This window comes from Pseudomonas sp. PDM05, assembly GCF_014851685.1.
Lineage (GTDB): Bacteria > Pseudomonadota > Gammaproteobacteria > Pseudomonadales > Pseudomonadaceae > Aquipseudomonas.
On sequence record NZ_JACVAC010000007.1, the window covers coordinates 1 to 22,903 of the forward strand.

Sequence of the window (22,903 nt, forward strand, 5' to 3'; positions counted from 1 at the left end):
TGCCCCTCGTCCAGCACCATGCTGGCAGCTTTGAGTTTGAACTCACTTGAATAAGATTTACGCATATCCAAACACCTCAGATTTGGGCGCCATCATAGCGCCCGATTGAAGTGTCCAAAATCATTAGACCAGTTCAGCTTGCTCGCGAATGCGGTTTGTCAGTCACAGCTGTTTTTACTGATCCACCGCATTCGCGAGCAAGCCCGCTCCCACACAAGCCCGCTCCCACATTTTTGATTGCGGTGCTACTTAAACCGCCGCAAGAAATCGATGTGCTGCCGATGCGCCGTCTCCTGCACCACCGGCGCCAACCTGACCTTCTCCCCCGGCAAACACTGCGCCAGCCGCGCCAGCGCCAACGGCGTCAACGCGCCCAGGCGCGGGTACCCACCAATCGTCTGCCGATCGTTGAGCAACACAATCGGCTGCCCATCCGGCGGCACCTGGATCGCCCCCAACGGAATCCCTTCGGAGATCAGCGACGGCCCCTGGTACTGCAACGGCGTGCCCAACAAACGCATGCCCATGCGGTCGGCGCGGCTGTCGAGGGTCCATTCGCTGTTGAACGCATCGAACAGACTTTGCCCGCTGAATTGGCCGATTTGTGCGCCGACGATCACATCCAACGCAGCTCTAGCCGGCAAGCCTGGATCGCTGAGCACTTTCATCGCGCCGCCGGCACCGGAATACGCCAGGCACCCGCCTTCAGCCAGCGCTTTGCCAAAACCATCCACCCCGCCCAGTTCTTCGCGCACCACCGTGGCGCAACTGCCGAGCACCTGCGGCGCGTCAAACCCGCCTGGCGCGGCGAGGTAAGCCCGCGCACCATTGAACGGTTGGGTGAAACGCAAACGCTGGCCCTTTTGCAGGATAAAACTGCGGCCGGGGCTGATCGCACGTTCGTCGATAAACGCCCCCAGGTCCGCGCCGGCCAGGGCCAACAAGCAATAGTCCTCGGCGTGCACGGTAAAGCCGCCAAGGGTGATTTCCACCACGGGCGCATCCAGCGCATTGCCCAGCAGCCAGTTGGCCCAGGCCATCGACACCCAATCCAGCGCGCCACCCTGGGTCACGCCCAGATGGCGCACGCCAAAGCGTCCGGCGTCCTGCAACAGGCACAGCGGCGTGCTGGCCTCGATCAATAAGCGGCTCATGCCTGCGCCTCCAACGGTGTGTCATCGCCACCCAGCTGGATGAATTCGGCGTGCTCGACCGGCTCGAAGCGCACCGTATCGCCGGGCTGCATCAGGCTGTAGCCGTCGCGCTCGCGGTCGAACAACTTGGCCGGGGTGCGGCCGATCAGGTTCCAGCCGCCCGGCGACACCACCGGGTACGCGGCGGTCTGTCGTTCGGCGATGCCGACGCTGCCGGCCGCCACGCGTTTGCGCGGAGTACTCAGGCGCGGCGTGGCGAGAATGTCCTCCACCAGCCCCATAAAGGCGAAACCGGGGGCGAAACCGAGGGCGAACACCTGGTATTCGTGGGCGCTGTGGCGGCGGATCACCTCGTCGATGCTCAAGCCACTGCGCTGGCTGAGCAGACTCAGTTCGGGGCCGACGCTCAGGTCGTACCACACCGGCAGCACATGGCACTGGCCGCTGCCCTGGGTGTGCGGTTGCAGGTCGGTCAGCGCCTGGTCGATCAACTCGCGTGCCTGGGCCGGGCTCAATGCCGTGAGGTCGTAATGCACCATCAAGGTGGTATAGGACGGCACCAGGTCGACCAATGCCGCGTCGAATCCGCTGCGCAAGCGCTGGGTGGCGGCAAGCATCCACGGCATGTTGGCTTCGGCGATGACATCAAACAGGCGCACCATCAGGCAGTCGATGGCCACTACTTCGATCCGTGGCTTCATGCGGGCTTCAATGCCTCGCGGATGCGCTGCACGGCGGCGACCGAGCTGGCGTTATCGCCGTGCACGCACAGGGTGTTGGCCTGCAACACCAGCGGGCTGCCGTCGCTGGCGACCAGCGCTGCGCCGCGGGAAATGGTCAGGGACTGCTGCACGATGGTGTCGGCATCATGGTGCACGGCACCGGGCAACTGCCGCGAAACCAGGTGGCCCTGGCTGTCGTAGGCACGGTCGGCGAACGCTTCGAACCACAGGGTCACGCCGTACTCATCGCCCAGGGCCTGGGCCGCGCTGTTGTCGCGGGTGGCCAGCAGCATCAGCGGCAAGTCGCCGTACGCGGCCACGGCCTGGATCACTGCGCGCAATTGCGCCGGGTTGGCCATCATGTCGTTGTACATCGCGCCGTGGGGTTTGACGTAGCTGACACGTGCACCTTGTGCGCGACAGATGCCATCCAGCGCACCGATCTGGTAATGCAGCAGATCCTGGATTTCCTGCGGCGTGTAGGCCATGGAGCGGCGGCCGAAGCCTTGCAGATCCTGATACGCCGGGTGCGCACCGATTTGCACACCGTGCTTGAGCGCCAGGCTGACAGTTTTGCGCATGATGCTCGGGTCGCCGGCATGGAAACCGCAGGCCACGTTGGCGCAATCGATGAACGGCATGACTTCGGCGTCCAGACCCAGGGTCCAGTTGCCAAAGCTTTCGCCGATGTCGCAATTCAATAGCAGGCGGCTCACGGTGGGCTACTCCTGTAGGCTTTGTTTTTTTGTAGTGTGGGATTTTTTACGCAGAACTCGCAACTTGTCCTGACACCCCTACACGCTTATCGTGGAATAGCTCGATTTTTGGCGCTGGCCCGGTGCGGCGTCCAACTAATAAAAACCGATCCATGCATAAGAAAAAGTTGATCCCATGAATTTGAAGTTCCTCGAAACCTTCGTCTGGGTGGCCAAGCTCAAGAGCTTTCGCCTGACCGCCGAGAAGTTGTTCACCACCCAGGCCTCGATTTCCAGCCGCATCGCCGTGCTGGAAAGCGAGCTGGGGGTGAAACTGTTTCTGCGCGACTCACGCGGCGTGAGCCTGACCCCGGAAGGCGTGAAGGTGCTCGATTACGCCGAGCAGATGATGGTGACCATGCAGGGCTTGAAGCAGTCCCTGGAGACCAGCAGCAGCAAGGTCGGGCGCATCCGCATCGGTGCGATGGACACAGTGATCCACACCTGGCTGAGCCCGTTGGTCGCCGAACTGATGGACCATTTCCCGCTGGTGGAAATCGAATTGATCGCCGATACCGCATTGAACCTCAGCGATCAGCTGCAAAAAGGCTTCCTTGACCTGATCCTGCAAACCGACCTGCTGCGCCTCGAAACCGTGCGCAGCCTGGAACTGGCCAGCCACCCGATGGCCTGGATCGTCGCCAGCCAGTCGATCTACCACCGCGACTACGCGTCCCTCGCCGAACTGGCCCAGGAACGCATCATCACCTACTCGAAAAACTCCCACCCGCACCAGGACGTGTTGAGCCTGATGCAAGCCAACGGCGTGGCCGCGCCACGGATGAACTGTGTGAACTCGGTGTCGGCAATTACCCGCTTGCTGCGTGACGGCTTCGGGATTGGCGCATTGCCGCCGGTGCTGGTGATGGAAGAGCTGGAGCGCGGCGAATTGGTGATGTTGCCGATGGCGCAGAAACTGCCGAATTTGCAGGTGGTGGTGTCGTGGCGCGTAGGGGTGGAGTTGGTGGAGGAGATTGTCGGGTTGTGCCAGAAGGTGGTGGCTCGGTATGCGGTAGAAGTCGGCGAAAACAGAATGCAACTGACAAAACCCGATTAAAACTGTGGGAGCGGGCTTGCTCGCGAATGCGGTAGATAAGTCACAACATCTTTGACTGACACTCCGCTTTCGCGAGCAAGCCCGCTCCCACATGTGGATCTGTGTGCGGCTTACAAACCCTTCAGGTCGCGCTCTTCGATCGGCCGGCTCTGGCGCAGACGCTTGCCGCCCAACACCACCCAGTCGATCAACCGGAACAGGCATTCCAACCCGAACGACAGCAACATCGCCCCGCCCAGCCCCCAGCCCATGGCTTCGGGTGTCAGCAGGATCTGGTAGCTGTAGCCCTTCCAGGTCTCCAGGCGAATGTCCGGGTCGGCCGCCACTGCCACTTGCAGCGCACGGATGTACCACGGGCCTTGCATCGCCTGGAATTGCTTGTCCAACGCCACCTGGCGATCAAGCATCGCGCCCAGGCTGCTGGCATCGCTCTGGAACACCGGGTCATCACTGGCGCGGTAATGCGCGACCAGCGCCTTCAAATCGCCGTTGAAGAACTGCTGCGCCGTCGACTCAAACCCGCGCAGGCCGGTCTGGGCCTCGATCAGGTGGGCTTCGACGCGCTTGGCGTAGTCGTTGATAAACCCCGGCACTTGCACGCCGACCAACAAGCCAATGGCAAACAACACCAACCGCAGATAGCTGAGCAACATGGTCAATATCCTTACTCGGTGATGCCCTGGCTGACGCATTCACCACGTCGCCACAGGCTCCATTGGCCCGGTACGTAGCGGGTCCAGTTTTCGTTGTCGGTCAGCGGCTCGGTGGCAATCACCGTCACCACGTCATTGGGGGTGGTTTCAGCCTGAAAATCGACGATCACGTCGACATCTTTCAAACGCGCCGGGCCAAATGGGGCGCGACGGGTAATCTGCGCGAGCTTGGTCGAGCAGTAGCAGAACAGCCAGTCACCATCGCTGAGCAGGCAGTTGAACACGCCTTTGCTGCGGTACTCGGCACAGGCGGCGATCAGGTCCGGCAGCACCTGCTCGATGTCCACAGGTTCCGGGAAAGCTTCACGCACACGGTTGAGCAGATCACAGAACGCCGCTTCGCTATCGGTATCGCCCACCGGGCGATAGAAGGTGGCGCGCGGGTTGAAGTCCGCCAGTTGGCCGTTGTGGGCAAAACACCAGTTGCGCCCCCACAGCTCGCGCACGAACGGGTGGGTGTTGGACAAGCACACCTTGCCGACGTTGGCCTGGCGGATATGACCAATCACCACTTCACTTTTGATGGGATAACGCTGCACCAGCAACGCGACTTCCGACTCACTGCTCGCCGCCGGGTCCTGGAACAGCCGCAGGCCACGGCCTTCATAGAAGGCAATGCCCCACCCGTCACGATGGGGACCGGTGCGCCCGCCACGCTGCATCAGCCCGGTAAAGCTGAACACGATGTCGGTGGGGACGTTGGCACTCATGCCCAATAATTCACACATGCCAGGGCTCTCGCTACGTCGTTAAAGGCGCGGTTCGACGCGCATGCCACTGACAGGCGCCGGACGGCGAAAAGGTTCGTCATCCTCTTCTGGCTCGGCCGCCAATGCCGCATCGGCAGCGGCCTTGCGCTCACGGCGGGCGTTGGCCGCGCGTTCGATGGGCCAGCGGATCAACACGATGACGAGATACACGCCAAAGGCAATCATCGTGTACATGAACAAATCGGAAATGGCGCGCCATGCGTTGTTGCCGACCTTGAGCACCAGGTCCAGCGCAGTGATGGCCACGGCGGGCGCAAACTGGGTCTTGACCGGGTCGACAATGGTCGGGCTGAACAGCAACACCGCCATCAGCAACTGCAGCGGCTCGCGCAGCCAGCGCCAGATCCAGCGGGTCATGCGCCACCACACCAACAGGCAGCCCAAAGCGGCGAAGGCGTAGAGGCCCCAAGCGGTCAGATAGTCGTTCTCGGTCATGGTGTCCATGGCAAGGTAGGCAAACAGGCGGCTATGATAACGGCTTTTGCGTGCCGCGGCTGCAATGCCTGCCACCGTCCGCCAGACAGGGATAGATACATGCCTTTATCATCCAACGCCCCGATTGCCCGCAAGGCCCCAGGCCAGGACCCTTACGCCTGGCTGCAGGAACGTGACAGTGCCGAGGTCCTGGATTATCTCAAGGCCGAAAACGCCTGGCAGGAAGCCCAGCTCGCCGACCAGCAGGCCCTGCGCGAAACCCTGTTCGAAGAGATCAAGGGCCGCATCCTCGAAACCGACCTGTCCCTGCCCTCCCCATGGGGCCCGTACCTGTATTACACACGCACCACCGCTGGCGACGAATACGCCCGCCACTACCGCTGCCGCCGCCCGGCCGATGACAGCAACACCGTGGACGAGAGCAGCGAGGAACTGCTGCTGGACCCGAACGTACTGGCCAATGGCGGCTTTTTTTCGCTGGGCGCGTTCAGCATCAGCCCTGACCATCAGCGTCTGGCCTACAGTCTGGATACCAACGGTGAAGAGATTTACACGCTGTTCGTGAAGGAATTGGCCAGCGGCAAGGTCAGCGAACTGGAGTTCGAGAACTGCGACGGCAGCATGACCTGGGCCAATGACAGCCTGACCCTGTTCTTTGCCGAGCTGGACGACACCCACCGCCCGCACAAGTTGTATCGCTACCGCCTGGACGGCACGGCTGCGCAGGAAGTGTTCCACGAGCCCGACGGACGTTTCTTCCTGCATTGCTACCGTTCCAGCTCCGAACGGCAACTGCTGCTGGCCCTGGGCAGCAAGACCACCAGCGAGATCTGGGCGCTGGACGCCGAGCAGCCACACCTTGACTTCAGGTGCCTGGCGCCACGGGTCGAAGACCATGAATACGATGTCGACCACGGCCAACTGAATGGCGCCTGGACCTGGTTTATCCGCAGCAACCGCGATGGCATCAACTACGCGCTGTTCGTGGCGATCGACATTGGCGACGTGCCGACCGAGGCCGAGTGGCAGAACCTGATCCCCCACAGCGACGCCGTGATGCTCGATGGCGTCAGCCTCAACACCAGTGCCATGACCCTGAGCCTGCGCATCGGCGGGCTGCCGGTGATCGAAGTGCATCCCCAGGGCCTTCCGGCCTACCGTGTGGAATTGCCTGACGCCGCCTACAGCCTCTACGTACAAAACAGCCTGGAATTTGCCAGCGACAAGATCCGCCTGCGCTACGAAGCCCTGAACCGCCCGGCCCAGGTGCGCCAGTTGGAACTGGCCAGCGGCGCGCAACAGGTACTCAAGGAAACCCCGGTGCTCGGCGTGTTCAACGCCGACGACTACGTGAGCCAGCGCCTGTGGGCCACCTCCGCCGATGGCACCCAGGTGCCGATCAGCCTGGTGGTCAAGCGCGACCAACTGGGCAAGCCGACACCGCTGTATCTGTACGGCTACGGCGCCTACGGTTCGAGCCTCGACCCGTGGTTCTCCCACGCCCGCCTGAGCCTGCTGGACCGTGGCGTGGCGTTTGCCATCGCGCACGTGCGCGGCGGCGGCGAGCTGGGCGAAGCCTGGTATCGCAACGGCAAGCAGGAACACAAGCAGAACACCTTCAGCGACTTCATCGCCTGCGCCGAACACTTGATCGCCGAGGGTTTGACCAGCGCCTCACAACTGGCGATCAGCGGCGGCAGTGCCGGCGGCCTGCTGATCGGCGCGGTGCTCAACCAACGCCCGGAGCTGTTCCAGGCAGCGATTGCCGAAGTGCCGTTCGTCGATGTGCTCAACACCATGCTCGACCCGGACCTGCCGCTGACCATCACTGAGTACGACGAGTGGGGCAACCCGGAAGAACCCGAGGTGTATGCGCGGATAAAAGCCTACGCACCGTACGAAAACGTACGCGCCCAGGCCTATCCGCACCTGCTGGTGATCGCCGGCTATAACGACAGCCGTGTGCAGTACTGGGAAGCGGCCAAGTGGGTGGCCAAGTTGCGCGACACCAAGACCGACAACAACCTGCTGCTGCTCAAGACCGAACTGGGCGCCGGCCATGGCGGGATGAGCGGGCGTTACCAGGGATTACGTGACGTAGCCCTCGAATATGCATTTGTGTTCAAGGCGCTGGGGTTGATTTAGGAACTTAGCGCGGCGGTTCTGTCTGAACACAGAACCGCCCTACAAGATTGACGGACCAATACCTACGCCATGCCAGAACCGACCTTACTCAACAATGCAATCCGCGACATGCTCATGGACTGCGGCCTGTTCGACCCCTTGTTGCCGGAAGATTTTCACGTGGCCGCGGGCTACTTCAATATCAGCAGCATTGCCAAAGACGAGGTGATCTTCCTCGAAGGCGATGCCGGCACCTTCATGTGCATCCTGCACAGCGGCCAGGTGGCGGTGCAGAAAGCCAATCCCAGCGGCCAGCGCGTGACCATCGCCACCCTGCGCAGTGGGCGGGCGTTTGGCGAAATGGCGGTACTCGATGGCGAGCGGCGTTCCGCCAGTTGCGTGGCCGCCAGTGATTGCGTGTTGTTGAACCTGGGCAAGGACGCCCTGGAAAAGATGCTCAATGAAACGCCCAGGGTCGCCGCGAAGATCATCCGCGCAATCGCCATCGCCCTGTCCAAGCGCCTGCGCATGGCCGACGGGCAATTGCTGTCGCAGCAGTTTTAACCGCCTGGCGTCTTCGGTTTGTTGTCGTTTTGCTGTAGGCCCGGCACGCTCTGGTCCTTGGGCGGCGTCGGCAACACGATCGGCGCCAGCGGCGGTGAGCCGTTGGTCTTGGGCACCGCTGTGGGGGTGACTTGCGGGTACAACGTCGGCGTCGGTGTACCCGGCGCGCCGGGGGTTGGCGCAGGGGCGACCGGTACGGTTTGCAACTCCTGAGCCTGCGCCGCACCCAATGTGAGCGCGCTCAACACAATGACCGTTAGAATGCTGCACTTCATCGATGGCTCCATGGCCTGACCGGAATGCCATAAGGCTACTCCCAACCGCGCAAGAATGCCCTTCCCAATGAGATTTCCATGAAACGTTTTGTTCTGCTGGACACTGCCCCGATTCCCGACAACGGCGGGGCCTTGTGCCTGTTCGAATACGGTGAAGATTTTGTCATCAAGATCCAGGGCGGTGACGGCGGCCAACTGATGAACACGCGCATGCATGGCTCCGAAGACGCGCTGGCGGAAATCCCTTGCCGCAAGGTCGCCGGGCGCCCGGATTCACGGGTGCTGATCGGCGGCCTGGGCATGGGCTTCACCCTGGCCTCGGCGCTCAAGCATTTGGGCAAGAGCGCCGAAGTGGTCGTCGCCGAACTGGTGCCGGGCGTGGTGGAGTGGAACCGTGGCGCACTGGGGGAAAAGTCCGGCCGGCCGTTGCTGGACCCGCGCACGGTGATCCGCATGGAAGACGTGGCCAAGGTGCTACAGGCCGAGCCCCAGGGCTTTGACGCGATCATGCTCGACGTCGACAACGGCCCCGAAGGCCTCACCCAACGCGCCAACAGCTGGCTGTACTCCGCCGGCGGCCTGGCGGCCTGCGCCAAGGCCCTGCGGCCCAAGGGCGTACTGGCGGTGTGGTCGGCAAGTGCCGACAAGCTGTTCAGCGATAAACTGCGCAAGGCCGGCTTCAAGGCCGAGGAAGTGCAGGTGTTCGCCCACGGCAACAAAGGCACGCGGCACACCATCTGGATCGCCGAAAAGCTCAAGGGCTAAATGCGCCGTGAACGGCTAGAATCAAGCCTTACCGTGACCACCAAAATATAGGAGCCATGATGAGCTCAACCAACCCGCCCTCCCACACCGCCAAGCTGGACCGCATCCTCGCCGATGCCCAGCGCGACCGGGAAATGGGCTATCGCGACAAAGCGTTGAAGATGTACCCCCACGTGTGCGGCCGCTGCGCCCGTGAATTCGCCGGCAAGCGCCTGAGCGAACTGACCGTGCATCACCGTAACCACAACCATGATGACAACCCCCAGGATGGCTCCAACTGGGAATTGCTGTGCCTGTATTGCCACGACAATGAACACTCGCGCTACACCGACCAGCAGTATTTCGGCGAAGGCTCCACCAGCAGCCCGACGATTGCCAAGGCGACGCACAACCCGTTTGCGGCGTTGGCGGGGCTGATGAAGAAGGACGACTGATAGTCCTGTGTTGTCGGTACTGGCCGCTTCGCGAGCAAGCCCGCTCCCACATTTGACTGTATTCACAGATAGACATCTGTGAACCCAATCCAATGTGGGAGCGGGCTTGCTCGCGAAAGCAATGGCCCAAGCACCACAGCCCTCAGCACCGTATAATCGCGTTTTTTCCGCCAAGGCACCCTTCCCCGTGGGCAATAAACGCTACAGCTGCATCGGTCTGTATAACCCCAAATCCCCCGAAAACGTCGGCTCGGTCATGCGCGCCGCCGGCTGCTACGGCGTGGCCTCGGTGTTCTACACCGGCGTGCGCTACGAGCGCGCGCGGGACTTCATCACCGACACCAAGAAGGTCCATCACGACATTCCGCTGATCGGCATCGATGACCTGAAAAAGATCCTGCCCCTGGGTTGCATCCCGGTCGCCGTGGAACTGGTCGACGGCGCCCGTCCGTTGCCCGAATACACCCACCCCGACCGGGCGTTGTACATCTTCGGCCCCGAGGACGGTTCCCTCGACAAAGAGATCCGCGACTGGTGCGAAGACGTGGTTTACATCCCGACCACCGGCTGCATGAACCTCGCCGCCACCGTCAATGTGGTGCTTTACGACCGCCTGGCCAAGGGCAACAACACCCGCTCGGGCCCCAAATACTGATTTTGCGGGAACATCCGGCACCCGCCGGCAGTCAGCTACGTATCACTCGCCTTGTTGGAGACAGATCATGAACGACAGCAAAAACGTGCACGGCTTGGAACGCATCGGCTCCGTGGCCGGTGGCGTGATGATGGTAGGCAAAGGCCTGCGCCGTGGCGGGATTTTTGGCCTGATCCAGGTGGCGATTGGCGGCGTTGTGCTGGCCCGTGGGATAACTGGGCACAGTTCGCTCAAGGACAAGCTGGAGCAGGGCCGGCAGGAGATGAACACCATTCGTACAAAGATCGAACGCGTGGGAACCGAGTTGAAAAACCTCAAGACTCCGGCTGAAGTGGCTGCGGAAAAACCCATTGCCTGACTGTGATCTGTCAGATGCAGCAGATCTAAATGTGGGAGCGGGCTTGCTCGCGAATGCAGTGCATCAGTCGAAACATCTGTGACTGACATACCGCGTTCGCGAGCAAGCCCGCTCCCACATTGGGTTTTGTGCAAGGCTTGCGATCAGTGCAGCAGCTTGCTGTCCAGCACTACCGACCCTTCGCCGATCACGCTTTCAGCCAGCTGCACAAACTCCGCCGTGGTAATGCTGTTGGCCCGCATCACCGCCTGGGCCAGATCATCCAGCGAGCGTTTGTTGTGGGTCTTCACCCGAATCTCGCGATCCAGCTCCTGCAACACCACCACCGCCCGCGACACCGTCGCCCCGCTGACATGCTCGCCGCGCAGCGACGTCACGTCCTTGCCCTCCTTCACCAACCGCGCCTGGATCGCCTGATAACGCTCATCGGTAATCCCCCCGGCACGCCGCACCAGTTCGATGGCGTAGTACTCCGCCAACCCTTCGCTGATCCAGTCGCTGGTGTCGTGATCATTGAAGCGCCCAATCGCCTGCACCACTTCGCGGATCAACGGGCTGCTGCCATTCTCGCTGACCAGCGGCGTGCGGCTGTTGAGGTAGATCGAATCGCGCGCGGCGAACGCGCCGCGGCGCATGGGGTCGCTGGCGCCGACCACCAGCAGCTTGGCTGGATGGCGTGGGAACGCCGCTTCCACTTGCGGCCAGACGAACGTCAGCAACGTCAGCACATCCATGCGGCGCATGGCCTGGCCCTTGGGCGAAGCCACGGTGACCTCGGTTTCGCCCAGGCGCACGCGGCGGCTGCCAAGGGTGCCGGCAAGCATCCAGCCGGTGGGCCGGTCGAACAGGCGCGAGACGTTGTCGATGCGGAATTTGTTTTTGCCAATACGCGGCCAGGCGGTCTCGACGCTTTTCCAGCCGGCGGGCAATTCGAAGGTCAGGCGCGAGACCAACTCGACGCCGTCCTGCTGGTCGAGCCGCGCAGTGGGCACCAGGTCTTCGCCACGAAACAGCGCCCAGCCTGGGGTCATGCGCGCTTCGTAGATCCCGGCCTTGCGTGCATGGGTCAGGCGTACGCGGTAGGTCAGGCTGACTTTGTCGGCGCCGGGCTGCCACACACCCCGCTGGCCTTTGACGCGCCATTGGCCGTCGGCCTTGAAGTCGCTGTAGTCGCCGTCACGGCCCAGGTCAAAGTCCAGGCTGCGCACCGCCGAGCCCTGGGACAGGCTCACGCGCACTTCAGCCTGATCGCTCTGGGGCAGCAGCTTGACGTGATAATCCAGGTCGACTTTCTTCGCGCACCAACCCGGCCCGCTCAGGGCCAGCAACACCAGGGTCGCAGTCAGCTTGGCTGCCATCGTCATAGAGACTCCTCTGTCAGCCCGCACGGAAGATCAGGTAATCCTCCCAGTCGTCTTCGGGCACGCTGCCTTCGCTGAGCATGCGCCCGGACTGGGAAATGCGTTCGTGGTGCACGGCGTCGCGGTCGCCGCAGACCAGGTGGTGCCACAGGGGCAGGTCCTTGCGCTCGCTGACCAGGCGGTAGCCGCAGGTCGGCGGCAACCATTTGAACTGGTCGGCCTGGCCCGGTGTGAGCTGGATGCAATCGGGCACCGACGCGCGACGATTGGGGTAGTCGGTGCACTGGCAGGTTTTCAGGTCGAGCAGTTTGCAGGCGATGCGCGTGTAATAGACGCTGTTGTCGTCTTCATCCTCAAGCTTTTGCAGGCAGCACAGGCCGCAGCCGTCGCACAACGACTCCCACTCCTCCTGATCGAGGTGCTCAAGGGTTTTGCGTATCCAGAAAGGTTCGACTTTGGCGGCCATGGCTCTACATCAGTATCGGTATGTTAAAAGGCCGCCAGTCTAGTGCCCAAGGCCCTTGGAACCAAGCGCTTACGACTGGCGGTGTAACAACACTTGTCAGTCTAATGGGCGCGCAGTAGCTTTGAACGCCGAATTGACCCTCAGGAAACGCCCATGACACGTGTTGCCGATTACCCGATCCATACTCAGTTCACCGAGCGCTGGTCGCCACGCGCTTTTACTGGCGAGAGCATTCCGCAGGAAACCCTGCTGAGCTTCTTTGAAGCCGCACGCTGGGCGCCGTCGGCCTACAACTCGCAGCCGTGGCGCTTTCTCTACGCACGTCGCGATACGCCGGACTGGGAACGTTTCCTCGGCCTGTTGAATGAATTCAACCGGGGCTGGGCGCAACACGCATCGGCCCTGGTGATCATCGCCTCGAAAACCGACTTCACCGCCCCTGGCGCCACTGAAGAAACCCCGGCGCTGTGGCACACCTTCGACACCGGTTCGGCCTGGGGCCACCTGGCGCTGCAAGCCAGCCTCAGCGGTTGGTACACCCATGGCATGGCCGGTTTCGATCAGGAACTGACGCGCAAAGAGCTGAAGATTCCGCAAGGTTATGCGCTGCATGCCGCCGTGGCGGTGGGCAAGCTGGGGGACAAATCGACGCTGCCGGAATACCTGCAAGGCCGTGAAGCGCCGAGCCCGCGTCGGCCGTTGAGCGAGCTGGCTTGCGAAGGCGACTTCAGCCTCTGAAGCTGAGGCAATAAGCAGGCTTGTGTGGGAGCGGGCTTGCTCGCGAAGACGGTGGGTCAGCCTACTCATCAGGCGACTGACACACCGCATTCGCGAGCAAGCCCGCTCCCACATTTTTTACTGCGTGGTGTCAGTAGCCGCGTGCGAAATCCACTTCGCCGCGCAACGCTTGCTTGGCTTGATACGCCCGCACGTTCTGCAAGAACAACTCCACCATCAATTGCGGTGACGTCGGCGCCGAGCTGTGCCCGGTCAGCAACAGCCCCCAGGCGGTCCAGAACGGATGGCGTTGCGGCAACGGTTCCTGGCGGCACACATCGATCACCGCGCCAGCCAAGTGCCCTTCTTTCAAGGCTTCGACCAAGTCGGCATCCACCACGGCCACACCGCGCCCGACGTTGATAAACAAACCAGTCGGCTTGAATTGCTTGAACAGCGCCGCGTCATACAAGTCATGGGTGCTCGGCGTGTTCGGCAGCAGGTTGATCACATAATCCACCTCGCCCACCAAGCGGCCCAGTTGATCCAGGCCGGCCACGTCAATGAACGGCGCCTGCTCGCGCGCGGTGCTGGCAATGCCGTACAGCTTGACGCCAAACGGCACCAGGAACTCGGCGACGCTCTGGCCGATGTCGCCGGTACCGACGATCAGCACCTTGCGCCCCGCCAGGCTCTGGCCCGTGCGACTGTCCCACTTGCGTTCCACTTGGCTGACCAAGCGCGCCAGTACTTCGCGCTCATGGCCGAGCATGTAGGTGAGGACAAACTCAGCCATGACCTGGCCATAGATACCCACTGCGCGGGTCAGGCGATAGTCGCGGGTCAGGCCGTCAGCCAGCAGCGGCGTGATGCCGGCCCAGGTCGATTGCAGCCATTGTGGCTGATGGCCCTGGCGCAGCAGGGTCGCCAGCAGGTCGGGCTGGCCCAGCCATACCGGGCAATCGGCGGCCAGGCGCGACAGTTCGGCCGAGTCGCCGCTGGTCAACACCTCAAGGTCCGGTGCCGCTTCGCCGAGCAATTGGGCGTAGAGCGGATGATCCTGTTCAGCAATCAGAACACGCATGCTTAAAACCTTTCAAAAACAGTGCAGACGGCCGCCCGCATCCTTACGGCCACCGCCCAACAATACGATTGCATTGAAAAATGTGCCCCGAAGGGGGCACTGACCGATCACATCGGGTCGTTACGGCGCAGCAGTTCTTCGGGCAAGTGTTCGATGTACTCGTCCTCGGGCGGCGGCATTTGCAGGTGGTAGCCCTGCTTGTCGAGGTTTTCCAGGACCTGGGCGATGTCTTCCTGTTGCAGCTTGCGCTCAGGGGTCAGCACCAGGTTGAACGCGTGCACCGGCTTGCCGAACACCGCGAGCAGGCCTTCGGGCACACGTTCGAGCACATCGCTTTTAAGCACGTAAAGGTACATGCCGGCGCGTTTGGGGCTGCGGTAGATGGAGCAAATACGTTTCAAGGCTGTTCTCCGGCAGTGGCCAGGCTGTCGAGCAGCGCCTGGCCCATCAACTCGCGGCGCCAGCCACGCAGCGAGTCTGGCAATTGGTAAGGCCCATCGGGGTAGCCACTTTTGACCAGGGCTTCGAGGGTTTTCTTGCGCAGCATCAGTTCCGGCGCCATGTTCAGGCGTTCGGCTTCGGCCTGGCCCAGGGCACGCAGTTGCTTGATCAGCGCGGCGGCGTCCACCGGCAAGGGCTCGGCGACGGCGGGCGGCCACTGGTCAGCGGGCACACTGCCGGCACGTTTGATCAGGTCCAGCAGGAACTGGCCATCCTGACGGACGGTGCGCGGGTGCATGTCTTCGATCTTGCCCAGGGCGGCGAGGTTATCCGGCTGGGTCTTGGCCAGGGGCCACAGCGAGTGTTCGCGAATGATACGGTTGCGCGGCAGGTCGCGGGCACGCGCCTGCTGTTCGCGCCAGGCGCACAGCTCACGTAATACCGCGAGTTGCGCGCGGGACAGTTTCCACGCCAACTTGGCGTCGCGGTACACCTCGTAGGGGTCGACCTCGCGGCGCAGGTTGGCCACCAGCTCGGCGCCGTCGTCCAATACCCAGGCGTATTTGTCGTCGGACAGCTGCGGACGCAGGCGGATGTAGACCTGCGCCAGGTGCAACGCGTCTTCGGCGGCGTAGCTGATCTGCGTCTCGGACAACGGCCGCTGCAGCCAGTCCGAGCGGGTTTCGCCCTTGGGCAGCTCAATGTCCAGCACGGCCTGCACCAGGCGCGAATAGCCCATGGAGAAACCGAGGTTCAGGTAAGCGGCCGCCAATTGCGTATCGAACAACGGCACCGGCAGGCTGCCGGTCAGGCGCAGCAGCACTTCGAGGTCTTCGCTGCACGCGTGCACCACCTTGATCACCGCCGGGTTTTCCAGCAAGGCGGCCAAGGGTTGCCAGTTGTCGATGGTCAGGGGATCGATCAGGTAAGCGCGTACGCCATCACCAATCTGGATCAGCCCGGCGATGGGATAAAAGGTGTCGACCCGCATGAATTCGGTGTCGAGGGCGACGAATGGCAACTGCTGCCATTCGGCGCAATGCTGGCCGAGGCTATCGTTGTCGCAGATCCAGTGAATATCGATGGCCACACGGCTCTCCCTTGAAGAATGGCGCGCAGTATATATCGCGAAAGGGCATTGCGAGCATCCGCAGTGCGTGCGCCACACGAAAACTCCCACAAGAGATAAAGAATAGTCCGATGAACGGGAGTTATCCTGCCTTACGCAGCACGTAGACCCGCCACAGCTTGGAGCCCGGCACGAATTCCTGGTGGTTGAGCACCTCGAAACCGGCCTGGCGAAACTCCGGCTCCACCGCCACCGCCGAATTGACCGAAACAATCACCGTGTCGCGACTGACCCGGTGAAACTCGCGCAGCAGCGCCAGGCGCCCATCACTGCCGGGGACATGCCGAAACAGCTCCAGGCAGAAAATGCAGTCCACCGCGTTCGCCGACAGGCCGATGGAAAACGCCGAGCCCTGGAACGTCTTGATCCGCTTGAGCAATGCCGGGTGATGACCGCGGGCGTGGTCGAGCATGTCCTGGGAATTGTCCGAGGCCAGGATCACGCGGTTGACGTGCTCGGCCAACACCGGCCAGAAGCGCCCCGAACCACACGCCAGATCCAGAATCAGCCCCGGCTCGCCCGCCGCGTTCAGTGCATGGCGCACCAGCCGCTGCACACGCCAGGCCGCCAGGCGCTGCAGCAGTCCGGGCGGACGCGTATCGCCGCAGACCCGCGCGTGCTCACGGCCACAGCGCTCGGCGAATTCGATCTCGATGGAGGATGGAGGTTGTGGCGACATCGCGAGCTCATGTAAGTGAAACGGGAGTGAACGACCTTGATTCGCAGCTTAACCACTGCAACGTGAAAAAAAGGTTGAAACCGTCACTACCGTCGACTTGTTCAGGCCTGATGCAGATACCAGCGCCAATCCTGCGTGCCGACCTCGCCCATGAACTGGCGGTATTCCGCACGTTTTACCGCCAGGTACACGCCGAGGAACTCACGGCCAAACGCTTCTCGCGCCCAGCTTGAGCCTTCCAGCGCACGTAGGGTGGTCAGCCAGTCAGTGGGCAGCAACTCCTTGGCCTGGGCATAGCCGTTGCCTTCTACCGGCGCGCCGGGGTCGCGTTGTTCGCGGATACCTCGATGGATGCCGGCCAGGATCGCGGCGGCAGCCAGGTAGGGGTTGGCGTCGGCACCGCAGATGCGGTGTTCGATGTGCCGGGACGGGGCCGGGCCACCCGGTACACGCAGGCTGACGGTGCGGTTGTCGACTCCCCAGGTGGCGGCCAGTGGCGCATAGCTGTTGCTCTGGAAACGCCGGTAGGAGTTGGCGTTGGGGCAAAACAGCAGCAGCGAATCGAGCAAAGTACTGAGCATGCCGCCCACCGCCTGGCGCAGCAGCGGCGTGCCGTCGGCAGCTTCACTGGCGAACAGGTTGTTGCCCGCTGCGTCCGCCAGGCTGACGTGCATGTGCATGCCGGTGCCGGCGAGGTCGTCGAACGGCTTGGCCATGAAGCAGGCGGTCATCCCGTGCTTGTGCGCCACGCCCTTGACCAGGCGCTTGTAGCGCACCGCCTCATCCATCGCTTGCAGGGCGTCGGCGCGGTGCTCCAGGGTGATCTCGACTTGGCCCGGGGCGTATTCGGAGATCGCCGTACGTGCCGGGATGCCTTGCAATTTGCAGGCGCTATAGAGGTCGGCGAGAAACGGTTCGATCTGTTCCAGCTCGCGCAGGCCGTAGACCTGGGTCGAACGTGGGCGGCCGCCGTCCATGTCCCGTGCCGGTTGCGGGCGGCCATGGCTGTCGGGTTGCTGGTCCAGCAGGTAGAACTCCAGCTCCGCCGCCATCACCGGGTAATAACCGTCGGCCTTGAGCCCGTCGATCACCCTGGCCAGCAAGTGCCGGGGGTCGGCCACCGTGGCGGGCAGGCCTTCGCTTGGGTGCATGCTGACTTGCACCGCCGCCGTCGGGATCAACCGCCACGGCATGCGCTGCAGGCTGCCGCTGAGGGGGTAGGCGCGACAGTCAATATCGCCCACGTCCCAGACCAGCCCGGAGTCCTCTACGTCGTCGCCATTGATGGTCAGGCCGAGGATGGTGCTGGGCAGCGGTCGGCCGCTGGCGTACACCGCCAGCAGTTCATCGCGGTGCAGGAGCTTGCCACGTGGCACGCCATTGTTGTCGAGGATAAACAGTTCGAACATCTCGATGTCCGGGTGCTGGTCCAGAAAGGTCTGGGCTTCGTGCAGGCAGGCGAAATCGCTCATGGGCATTCTCATACGTTTGTGTCGGACAGGCGCGCAGGAGCACGCCCTACAGGGGGTGAGTCAACGTAGGAGAAAGGCGTCTGGTGGGCGTGCGTGCCGGCAGTGGAACAGTGCCCAGAAAGCCAGCTCGGGGAGCGTATCGGCGGAACCGTCCATGGGCGATCACAGTGAGGTCGATGCCCGGCAGCGTCACACGCCAGCATAGGTGAATAAATTCAGGCTTGGCGGAGTTTGGGTGCGACTTGGCTAAACATTCGACGCCTTGGACTACAGCCGTCTACGCTCTTGGCACATCCACAAGAACGAGGAACGGACCATGAAGGCACTGCGCCACATCACCTGGCTGCTGTTGTTGTGTTTCAGCCAGGTGCACGCTGCAACGACTCAGGACGAGGACGCTCAAGCCGCCAAGGCACTGCTGGAAAAAGCCTTGGCGTATTACCAGAGCAACGGCGACAAGGCCTTCGCCGCGTTCAGCCGCCAAGGCGAATTCATCGACAAGGACCGCTACGTGTTCGTGCTCGACACCAAAGGCGTGCTGCTGGCCAGCGGCGGCCCCTCCTCCGCCTTGATCGGCCGTGACATCGGTGAAGTGCTCGGGCCCGAGCTGCGCCAATCGTTCAAGGACGCCCTCAACGCGCCCGAAAGCCAAGGCATCCAGCAGGCCGACTATCGCTGGCAGAACTGGAACGACGGCAAAGTGGAACACAAGCATGTGTTCTATCAGCGCGTCGGCGAGCGCATCCTCGCGGTCGGCTACTACCTGCCACGGGCCACTCCGGAACAGGCGCGGGCCCTGCGCAACAAGGCCGTGAACGCACTGGTCAAGGACGAAGCCGGCACGCTGAAGGCGATCAATTCATTGCAAGGCGGCTTCCTGCAGGATGACCTGTACGTGTTTGTGGTCGACCTCAATACCGAGCGCTACGTGGCCCACGGCACCACCCTGCGGTTGATCAACACCGACTTCGGCAAGATCAAGGACCCGGACGGCAAGCCAGTGGGCGAGCCGATCCTCAAGCTGATGGCCGAGCAGGACCAGGGTGAGTACAAGTACCGTTGGAAAAACCCGATGACCGGCAAGGTCGAGAACAAGCATGCGTACTTGCGCAAGAGCGGGCATTACATGGTCGCAGTGGGTTACTACAGCCCCTGAAACCACCTACAGGCGTTGCGGGGGGGTTAGTCGATGGTTTCGTAGGGTAGGCCTACGTAGTTTTCGGCAATGGTCCTACGCCCCGCTTCGGAGTGGATGAAGTAATCAAGCTCACTCTCGGCAATCCGCTGGCTGAAGCCATCCGCCTCTGGAAACTGGTGCAGCATCGAGGTCATCCACCAGGAAAACCGCTCGGCCTTCCACACCCGGCGCAGGCAGATCGCCGAGTATTTTTCCAATAGGTCCACACGTCCTTCGCGGTACACCTTGAGCAAGATCCGCAACAGCGTGTTCACATCGCTGGCCGCCAGGTTCAAGCCCTTGGCGCCGGTGGGCGGCACGATGTGCGCGGCATCGCCGAGCAGGAACAGGCGCCCGTATTGCATTGGCTCGACCACGAAACTGCGCAGCGGCGCGATGCTTTTCTCGATGGACGGCCCGGTCACCAACTGCGCGGCCAGCTCGCCTGGCAGGCGGGTCTTCAGTTCATCCCAGAAGCGTGCGTCCGACCATTGATCCAACGGCTCTTGCACCGGCACTTGCAAGTAATAACGACTGCGCGTGGGCGACCGCATGCTGCACAGGGCAAAGCCACGCGGGTGCTTGGCGTACACCAGCTCGGCGTGTACCGGCGGCGTGTCGGCGAGGATGCCGAGCCAGCCGAAGGGATACACACGTTCGAAGATTTTCAGCGACTCTTGCGGAATCGACTGACGGGCAACACCGTGGAATCCGTCGCAACCGGCGATGTAGTCGCACTCCAGGCGATAGGGTTCGCCCTGGTGTTCGAAGGTCAGCCAGGGTTGATCACTTTTCAGCGCGTGCGGCTGCACATGGCTGGCTTCGTAGAAGGTGGTGGCGCCGGCAGCGGCGCGGGCGGCCATGAGGTCGCGGGTCACTTCGGTCTGGCCGTAGACCATCACCGACTGGCCGCCGGTCAAGCCCTTGAGGTCGATGTGGCTGAGCTTGCCGTTCAGCGCCAGTTCGAAGCCGTCATGCACCAACCCTTCGGCGTCCATGCGCTGGCTCACGCCCGCCTCGCGCAGCAGGTCGACCATGCCTTGTTCCAGCACCCCGGCACGGATGCGGCCACGCACATAGTCGGCGCTCTGGCGCTCTACGATCAGGGTCTGGATACCGGCGTTGTGCAACAGTTGGCCGAGCAACAGCCCGGAAGGTCCGGCGCCGATGATGGCGACTTGGGTTTTCAGGATTTTCATTATTTTTATCGCCTGCGTATTCCACTCGAACGGATAGAGTGAAAGAGTTGTCATTGATCTTGTTGCTGGCATTTTTAACTTGAGTGGCTGGCATAAGAAGGTGAAAACTGAGCCAAAACCTGCGCTTTTCGCCAATCGGGGCGATTACCGCACCACTGTCCTGAGTATCGGATTGAAACCATGACCAAAACCGCGATTCCGGTCTTCAAGCTTTACGGGGAAAACCAGCAATGGCCGACCCCCGATTTGTTGCACTGCGAAACCATTTCCCGACGCAGCCGGGAATACCAGTGGGAAATCCAGCCCCACCGGCACGCGGATCTGTGCCAATTGCTGTACGTGCATAAAGGCCAGGCACACCTGGAAATCGAAGGCCTGCGCAGTACCCTCAACGAAGCCACATTGCAGGTGCTGCCGCCGCTGTGTGTGCACGGGTTCCGGTTTGCCGAGGATGTCGAGGGTTATGTGGTGACACTGGCGGCGCCACTGGTCAGTCACTTGCAGACGCAACTGGGCGGCACGATGGACGGTTTGCAGGCGCTGGGCAGTTACCCGGCGGGCAAGGACAGCGGCTATCTCAACAGCCAGTTCGCCCGCCTGCAGGACGAATACGCCGACGAACAACCGTCACGGGACATGATGATGCACGCCCTGGTCAGCGTGCTGCTGGTGTGGATCAGCCGCCAGGCGATCCAGCGTCGCCATCCGCGCGCGCCGCGCGGGCGCGAGTACTTTCGGCGCTTTACCCAACTGGTCGAGCAGCATTACCGCGAACATCCAAAGATTGAGGACTTGGCCCACAAGTTGGGGATCTCGGTCTCACACCTGAATGGGACGTGTCGGGAACTGGGCGGGCAACCGGCATTGCAGATCATGCATGACCGCCAGTTGCTGGAGGCCAAACGCCTGCTGACCTACACCAGCATGACCATCAATGAAATGTCGGAGGTGCTGGGTTTTTCCGATCCGACCAACTTCTCCCGACTGTTTCGCCGACGGGTCGGGTTTTCACCCAAGGCGTTTCGCGAGCAGCTCAAGGCTGAGACAACACCGAACTAAACAGTGGGAACAGGTCTATGTGGGAGCGGGCTTGCCCGCGATAGCGGTGGCTCAGTTGGAGCAGCTTTGACTGGCACACCGCAATCGCGGGCAAGCCCGCTCCCACATGGAATCTCCAGCGGACGGGTTCTAGCGCAAGGCGCTGAAACTGCCGGTGTGGGGGACACATTGGTCCTGATGGCAACTGATCGCAAAGCTCGGTTGCATACGGGTTTGCTCGACGCGGTAGGCGGCAGTCCCGTACAGCGCGCTGGCCAATGCGCTAAGGGTAAAAATCATCAGGTACTTTCTGGTTTTGATGCTCATGGCACAGACCTCTGAGCGGATCTACACAGTGCTGTTTAAAGCATAGGCCAGCCCGGGCAAGTTGCCATTATTGGCGCCTATTCAGTCTGTTTATATCGACTCAGAGCCCCTCGTCCCAAACAGGTGTTTGGGGAAACCTCGACACCAGGAAATCCAACAGGCTGCGCAGTGCCGACGGCATGTGCTTGCGTGACGCGTATACCGCGTAGATGTGCATTTGCCGGGGCTCGGCCGCGGGCAGCAAACGCACCAGTTCGCCACGGCGGATGTAATCGCCGGCCTGGTAGCTGGGCAACATGCCCACCCCCGCCCCGGCCAGGGTCACGCGCAATAAGGTACTGGCCTCGTTGGCCGTGATGTTGCCGTGCACCGGCACCGAAACGTGTTCGCCGCCCTCTTCGAAATGCCACAGGCTTTTGCCGAAATAGGAATGGGTGAGGCAGTTGTGCCGCGCCAGGTCCTCGACTTTCTGCGGCGCCGGATGCTCCAGCAGGTACGCCGGGGTGGCACACACCATCGAGCGGCAAACCGTCAGGCGTCGGGCGATCAGGTTGGGGTCCAGGTCGGTGCTGGTGCGGATGGCCAGGTCGATGCGCTCATCCACCAGGTTCACCGTGCGGTCGAGCATTTGCAGGTCCACCGTCACCAGCGGGTAGCGCTTGACGTACTCGGCGATCGCCTCGGCCAATTGCGCCTGGCCGAACGAGGTGCTCACGCTCAGGCGCAGCAGGCCACGGGGCGCATCATCGGGCTCACTGACGGCGGCTTGCATGTCGCAGCTCAGCTCCAGCAATTGCCGGCAACGGGGCAGGGTTTCGCTGCCAGCCGCCGTCAGGCTGAGCTTGCGCGTGGTGCGGTGCAGCAGGCGCGCGCCGACCCAATCTTCCAGCTCGGCCAGGTAACGCGAGACCACCGGGCGTGACAGGTCCAGGTGGTCGGCGGCGGCAGACTGGCTACCCAGGTCCACCACCGTGACAAACACGCGCATTGCTTGAAGCCGATCCATGATTTGCCCGCTTTTAGAAACAAACT

The 22,903-nt window shown here is 62.2% G+C and carries 27 protein-coding genes; 10 read left to right on the forward strand and 17 right to left on the reverse strand.

Going from position 1 to position 22,903, the window contains the following annotated elements; genetic code table 11:
* Positions 1-245: 245 nt before the first annotated feature.
* Genes IB241_RS15160 through IB241_RS15170 form a run of 3 tightly spaced genes read right to left on the reverse strand, consistent with a single transcriptional unit; the run spans position 246 to position 2,592 of the window.
* Positions 246-1,154, reverse strand: coding sequence for a biotin-dependent carboxyltransferase family protein (locus IB241_RS15160; RefSeq protein WP_192299115.1), 909 nt, complete (start codon positions 1,152-1,154; stop codon positions 246-248).
* Complete coding sequence (pxpB, locus tag IB241_RS15165; RefSeq protein ID WP_192299116.1) at positions 1,151-1,855, reverse strand: 5-oxoprolinase subunit PxpB; 705 nt, start codon at positions 1,853-1,855, stop codon at positions 1,151-1,153. Before pxpB ends, IB241_RS15160 begins: the two co-directional genes overlap by 4 nt.
* Positions 1,852-2,592, reverse strand: coding sequence for a 5-oxoprolinase subunit PxpA (locus IB241_RS15170; protein WP_192299117.1), 741 nt, complete (start codon positions 2,590-2,592; stop codon positions 1,852-1,854). Before IB241_RS15170 ends, pxpB begins: the two co-directional genes overlap by 4 nt.
* Positions 2,593-2,767: 175 nt before the next feature.
* Between IB241_RS15170 and IB241_RS15175 the strand changes: the two genes are divergently transcribed.
* The gene (locus IB241_RS15175; protein ID WP_192299118.1) at positions 2,768-3,688 is read left to right on the forward strand and encodes a LysR family transcriptional regulator; all 921 of its coding nucleotides are present in this window, start codon (positions 2,768-2,770) and stop codon (positions 3,686-3,688) included.
* 110 nt (positions 3,689-3,798) lie between these two features.
* Here the strand turns inward: IB241_RS15175 and IB241_RS15180 are convergent, their stop codons facing one another.
* The 3 genes from IB241_RS15180 to IB241_RS15190 are packed head-to-tail and all read right to left on the reverse strand — an operon-like array spanning position 3,799 to position 5,681.
* Positions 3,799-4,341 (reverse strand): DUF2937 family protein, encoded by a 543-nt coding sequence (locus IB241_RS15180; protein WP_192299119.1) that lies wholly within the window; start codon positions 4,339-4,341, stop codon positions 3,799-3,801.
* A gap of 11 nt (positions 4,342-4,352) precedes the next feature.
* On the reverse strand, positions 4,353-5,129 hold the full coding sequence (locus tag IB241_RS15185; RefSeq protein ID WP_192299120.1) for a class II glutamine amidotransferase: 777 nt from the start codon (positions 5,127-5,129) through the stop codon (positions 4,353-4,355).
* A 21-nt stretch (positions 5,130-5,150) separates the two neighbouring features.
* A complete protein-coding gene (locus IB241_RS15190; protein WP_192299121.1) occupies positions 5,151-5,681 on the reverse strand; it encodes an MFS transporter in 531 nt (176 codons plus the stop codon).
* A 24-nt stretch (positions 5,682-5,705) separates the two neighbouring features.
* On the opposite strand from IB241_RS15190, the gene IB241_RS15195 reads away from it, so the two are divergent.
* Together IB241_RS15195 and IB241_RS15200 are read left to right on the forward strand one after the other, a co-directional pair.
* Complete coding sequence (locus tag IB241_RS15195) at positions 5,706-7,751, forward strand: S9 family peptidase (protein ID WP_192299122.1); 2,046 nt, start codon at positions 5,706-5,708, stop codon at positions 7,749-7,751.
* 69 nt (positions 7,752-7,820) lie between these two features.
* Positions 7,821-8,294: a cyclic nucleotide-binding domain-containing protein gene (locus IB241_RS15200; RefSeq protein WP_192299123.1), complete on the forward strand. Its 474-nt coding sequence runs from the start codon at positions 7,821-7,823 to the stop codon at positions 8,292-8,294.
* Here IB241_RS15200 and IB241_RS15205 read toward each other — a convergent pair.
* Positions 8,291-8,569, reverse strand: a complete 279-nt coding sequence (locus IB241_RS15205) for a hypothetical protein (protein ID WP_192299124.1) — start codon at positions 8,567-8,569, stop codon at positions 8,291-8,293. The two genes, IB241_RS15200 and IB241_RS15205, sit on opposite strands and share 4 nt — an antisense overlap.
* A gap of 78 nt (positions 8,570-8,647) precedes the next feature.
* Between IB241_RS15205 and IB241_RS15210 the strand changes: the two genes are divergently transcribed.
* The 4 genes from IB241_RS15210 (at position 8,648) to IB241_RS15225 (ending at position 10,781) form a co-directional block, all read left to right on the forward strand.
* Entirely contained in the window at positions 8,648-9,334 is a 687-nt protein-coding gene (locus tag IB241_RS15210; RefSeq protein WP_192299125.1) for a spermidine synthase, read from the forward strand.
* Between the two features lie 59 nt (positions 9,335-9,393).
* Entirely contained in the window at positions 9,394-9,768 is a 375-nt protein-coding gene (locus IB241_RS15215; protein WP_003210675.1) for a YajD family HNH nuclease, read from the forward strand.
* 187 nt (positions 9,769-9,955) lie between these two features.
* A complete protein-coding gene (locus tag IB241_RS15220; RefSeq protein ID WP_014717486.1) occupies positions 9,956-10,423 on the forward strand; it encodes an RNA methyltransferase in 468 nt (155 codons plus the stop codon).
* A 67-nt stretch (positions 10,424-10,490) separates the two neighbouring features.
* Complete coding sequence (locus IB241_RS15225; RefSeq protein ID WP_192299126.1) at positions 10,491-10,781, forward strand: DUF2892 domain-containing protein; 291 nt, start codon at positions 10,491-10,493, stop codon at positions 10,779-10,781.
* Between the two features lie 143 nt (positions 10,782-10,924).
* Here IB241_RS15225 and IB241_RS15230 read toward each other — a convergent pair whose 3' ends face one another.
* Positions 10,925-12,145, reverse strand: a complete 1,221-nt coding sequence (locus IB241_RS15230) for a hypothetical protein (protein WP_192299127.1) — start codon at positions 12,143-12,145, stop codon at positions 10,925-10,927.
* Between the two features lie 13 nt (positions 12,146-12,158).
* Entirely contained in the window at positions 12,159-12,608 is a 450-nt protein-coding gene (locus IB241_RS15235; protein ID WP_003172524.1) for a YcgN family cysteine cluster protein, read from the reverse strand.
* Positions 12,609-12,761: 153 nt separating this feature from the next.
* On the opposite strand from IB241_RS15235, the gene IB241_RS15240 reads away from it, so the two are divergent.
* Positions 12,762-13,346 carry a nitroreductase family protein gene (locus IB241_RS15240; RefSeq protein ID WP_192299128.1) on the forward strand — a complete coding sequence of 195 codons (585 nt, stop codon included), beginning with the start codon at positions 12,762-12,764 and terminating at the stop codon, positions 13,344-13,346.
* Positions 13,347-13,476: 130 nt separating this feature from the next.
* Here the strand turns inward: IB241_RS15240 and IB241_RS15245 are convergent, their stop codons facing one another.
* The 5 genes from IB241_RS15245 to IB241_RS15265 all read right to left on the reverse strand — a co-directional run bounded on the left by IB241_RS15245 (position 13,477) and on the right by IB241_RS15265 (position 18,130).
* Positions 13,477-14,409 (reverse strand): D-2-hydroxyacid dehydrogenase, encoded by a 933-nt coding sequence (locus IB241_RS15245; protein WP_192299129.1) that lies wholly within the window; start codon positions 14,407-14,409, stop codon positions 13,477-13,479.
* Positions 14,410-14,516: 107 nt separating this feature from the next.
* The gene (locus IB241_RS15250; protein ID WP_159962113.1) at positions 14,517-14,810 is read right to left on the reverse strand and encodes a YcgL domain-containing protein; all 294 of its coding nucleotides are present in this window, start codon (positions 14,808-14,810) and stop codon (positions 14,517-14,519) included.
* Entirely contained in the window at positions 14,807-15,940 is a 1,134-nt protein-coding gene (rnd, locus tag IB241_RS15255; protein WP_192299130.1) for a ribonuclease D, read from the reverse strand. The genes IB241_RS15250 and rnd overlap by 4 nt, the downstream gene beginning before the upstream one ends.
* Positions 15,941-16,061: 121 nt before the next feature.
* Complete coding sequence (locus IB241_RS15260) at positions 16,062-16,658, reverse strand: class I SAM-dependent methyltransferase (protein ID WP_192299131.1); 597 nt, start codon at positions 16,656-16,658, stop codon at positions 16,062-16,064.
* Between the two features lie 101 nt (positions 16,659-16,759).
* Positions 16,760-18,130 carry a glutamine synthetase family protein gene (locus tag IB241_RS15265; RefSeq protein ID WP_192299132.1) on the reverse strand — a complete coding sequence of 457 codons (1,371 nt, stop codon included), beginning with the start codon at positions 18,128-18,130 and terminating at the stop codon, positions 16,760-16,762.
* Between the two features lie 316 nt (positions 18,131-18,446).
* Between IB241_RS15265 and IB241_RS15270 the strand changes: the two genes are divergently transcribed.
* Positions 18,447-19,286, forward strand: a complete 840-nt coding sequence (locus IB241_RS15270) for a cache domain-containing protein (protein ID WP_192299133.1) — start codon at positions 18,447-18,449, stop codon at positions 19,284-19,286.
* Positions 19,287-19,312: 26 nt separating this feature from the next.
* On the opposite strand, the gene pobA is transcribed toward IB241_RS15270, so the two are convergent.
* Positions 19,313-20,506 carry a 4-hydroxybenzoate 3-monooxygenase gene (pobA, locus tag IB241_RS15275; protein WP_192299134.1) on the reverse strand — a complete coding sequence of 398 codons (1,194 nt, stop codon included), beginning with the start codon at positions 20,504-20,506 and terminating at the stop codon, positions 19,313-19,315.
* Between the two features lie 180 nt (positions 20,507-20,686).
* Here pobA and IB241_RS15280 point away from each other — a divergent pair, with 180 nt between their 5' ends.
* The gene (locus IB241_RS15280) at positions 20,687-21,565 is read left to right on the forward strand and encodes a helix-turn-helix domain-containing protein (RefSeq protein ID WP_192299135.1); all 879 of its coding nucleotides are present in this window, start codon (positions 20,687-20,689) and stop codon (positions 21,563-21,565) included.
* Positions 21,566-21,694: 129 nt separating this feature from the next.
* Here the strand turns inward: IB241_RS15280 and IB241_RS15285 are convergent, their stop codons facing one another.
* Together IB241_RS15285 and IB241_RS15290 are read right to left on the reverse strand one after the other, a co-directional pair.
* On the reverse strand, positions 21,695-21,871 hold the full coding sequence (locus IB241_RS15285) for a hypothetical protein (protein WP_192299136.1): 177 nt from the start codon (positions 21,869-21,871) through the stop codon (positions 21,695-21,697).
* Positions 21,872-21,971: 100 nt separating this feature from the next.
* On the reverse strand, positions 21,972-22,877 hold the full coding sequence (locus IB241_RS15290) for a LysR family transcriptional regulator (protein ID WP_192299137.1): 906 nt from the start codon (positions 22,875-22,877) through the stop codon (positions 21,972-21,974).
* Positions 22,878-22,903: the final 26 nt, after the last annotated feature.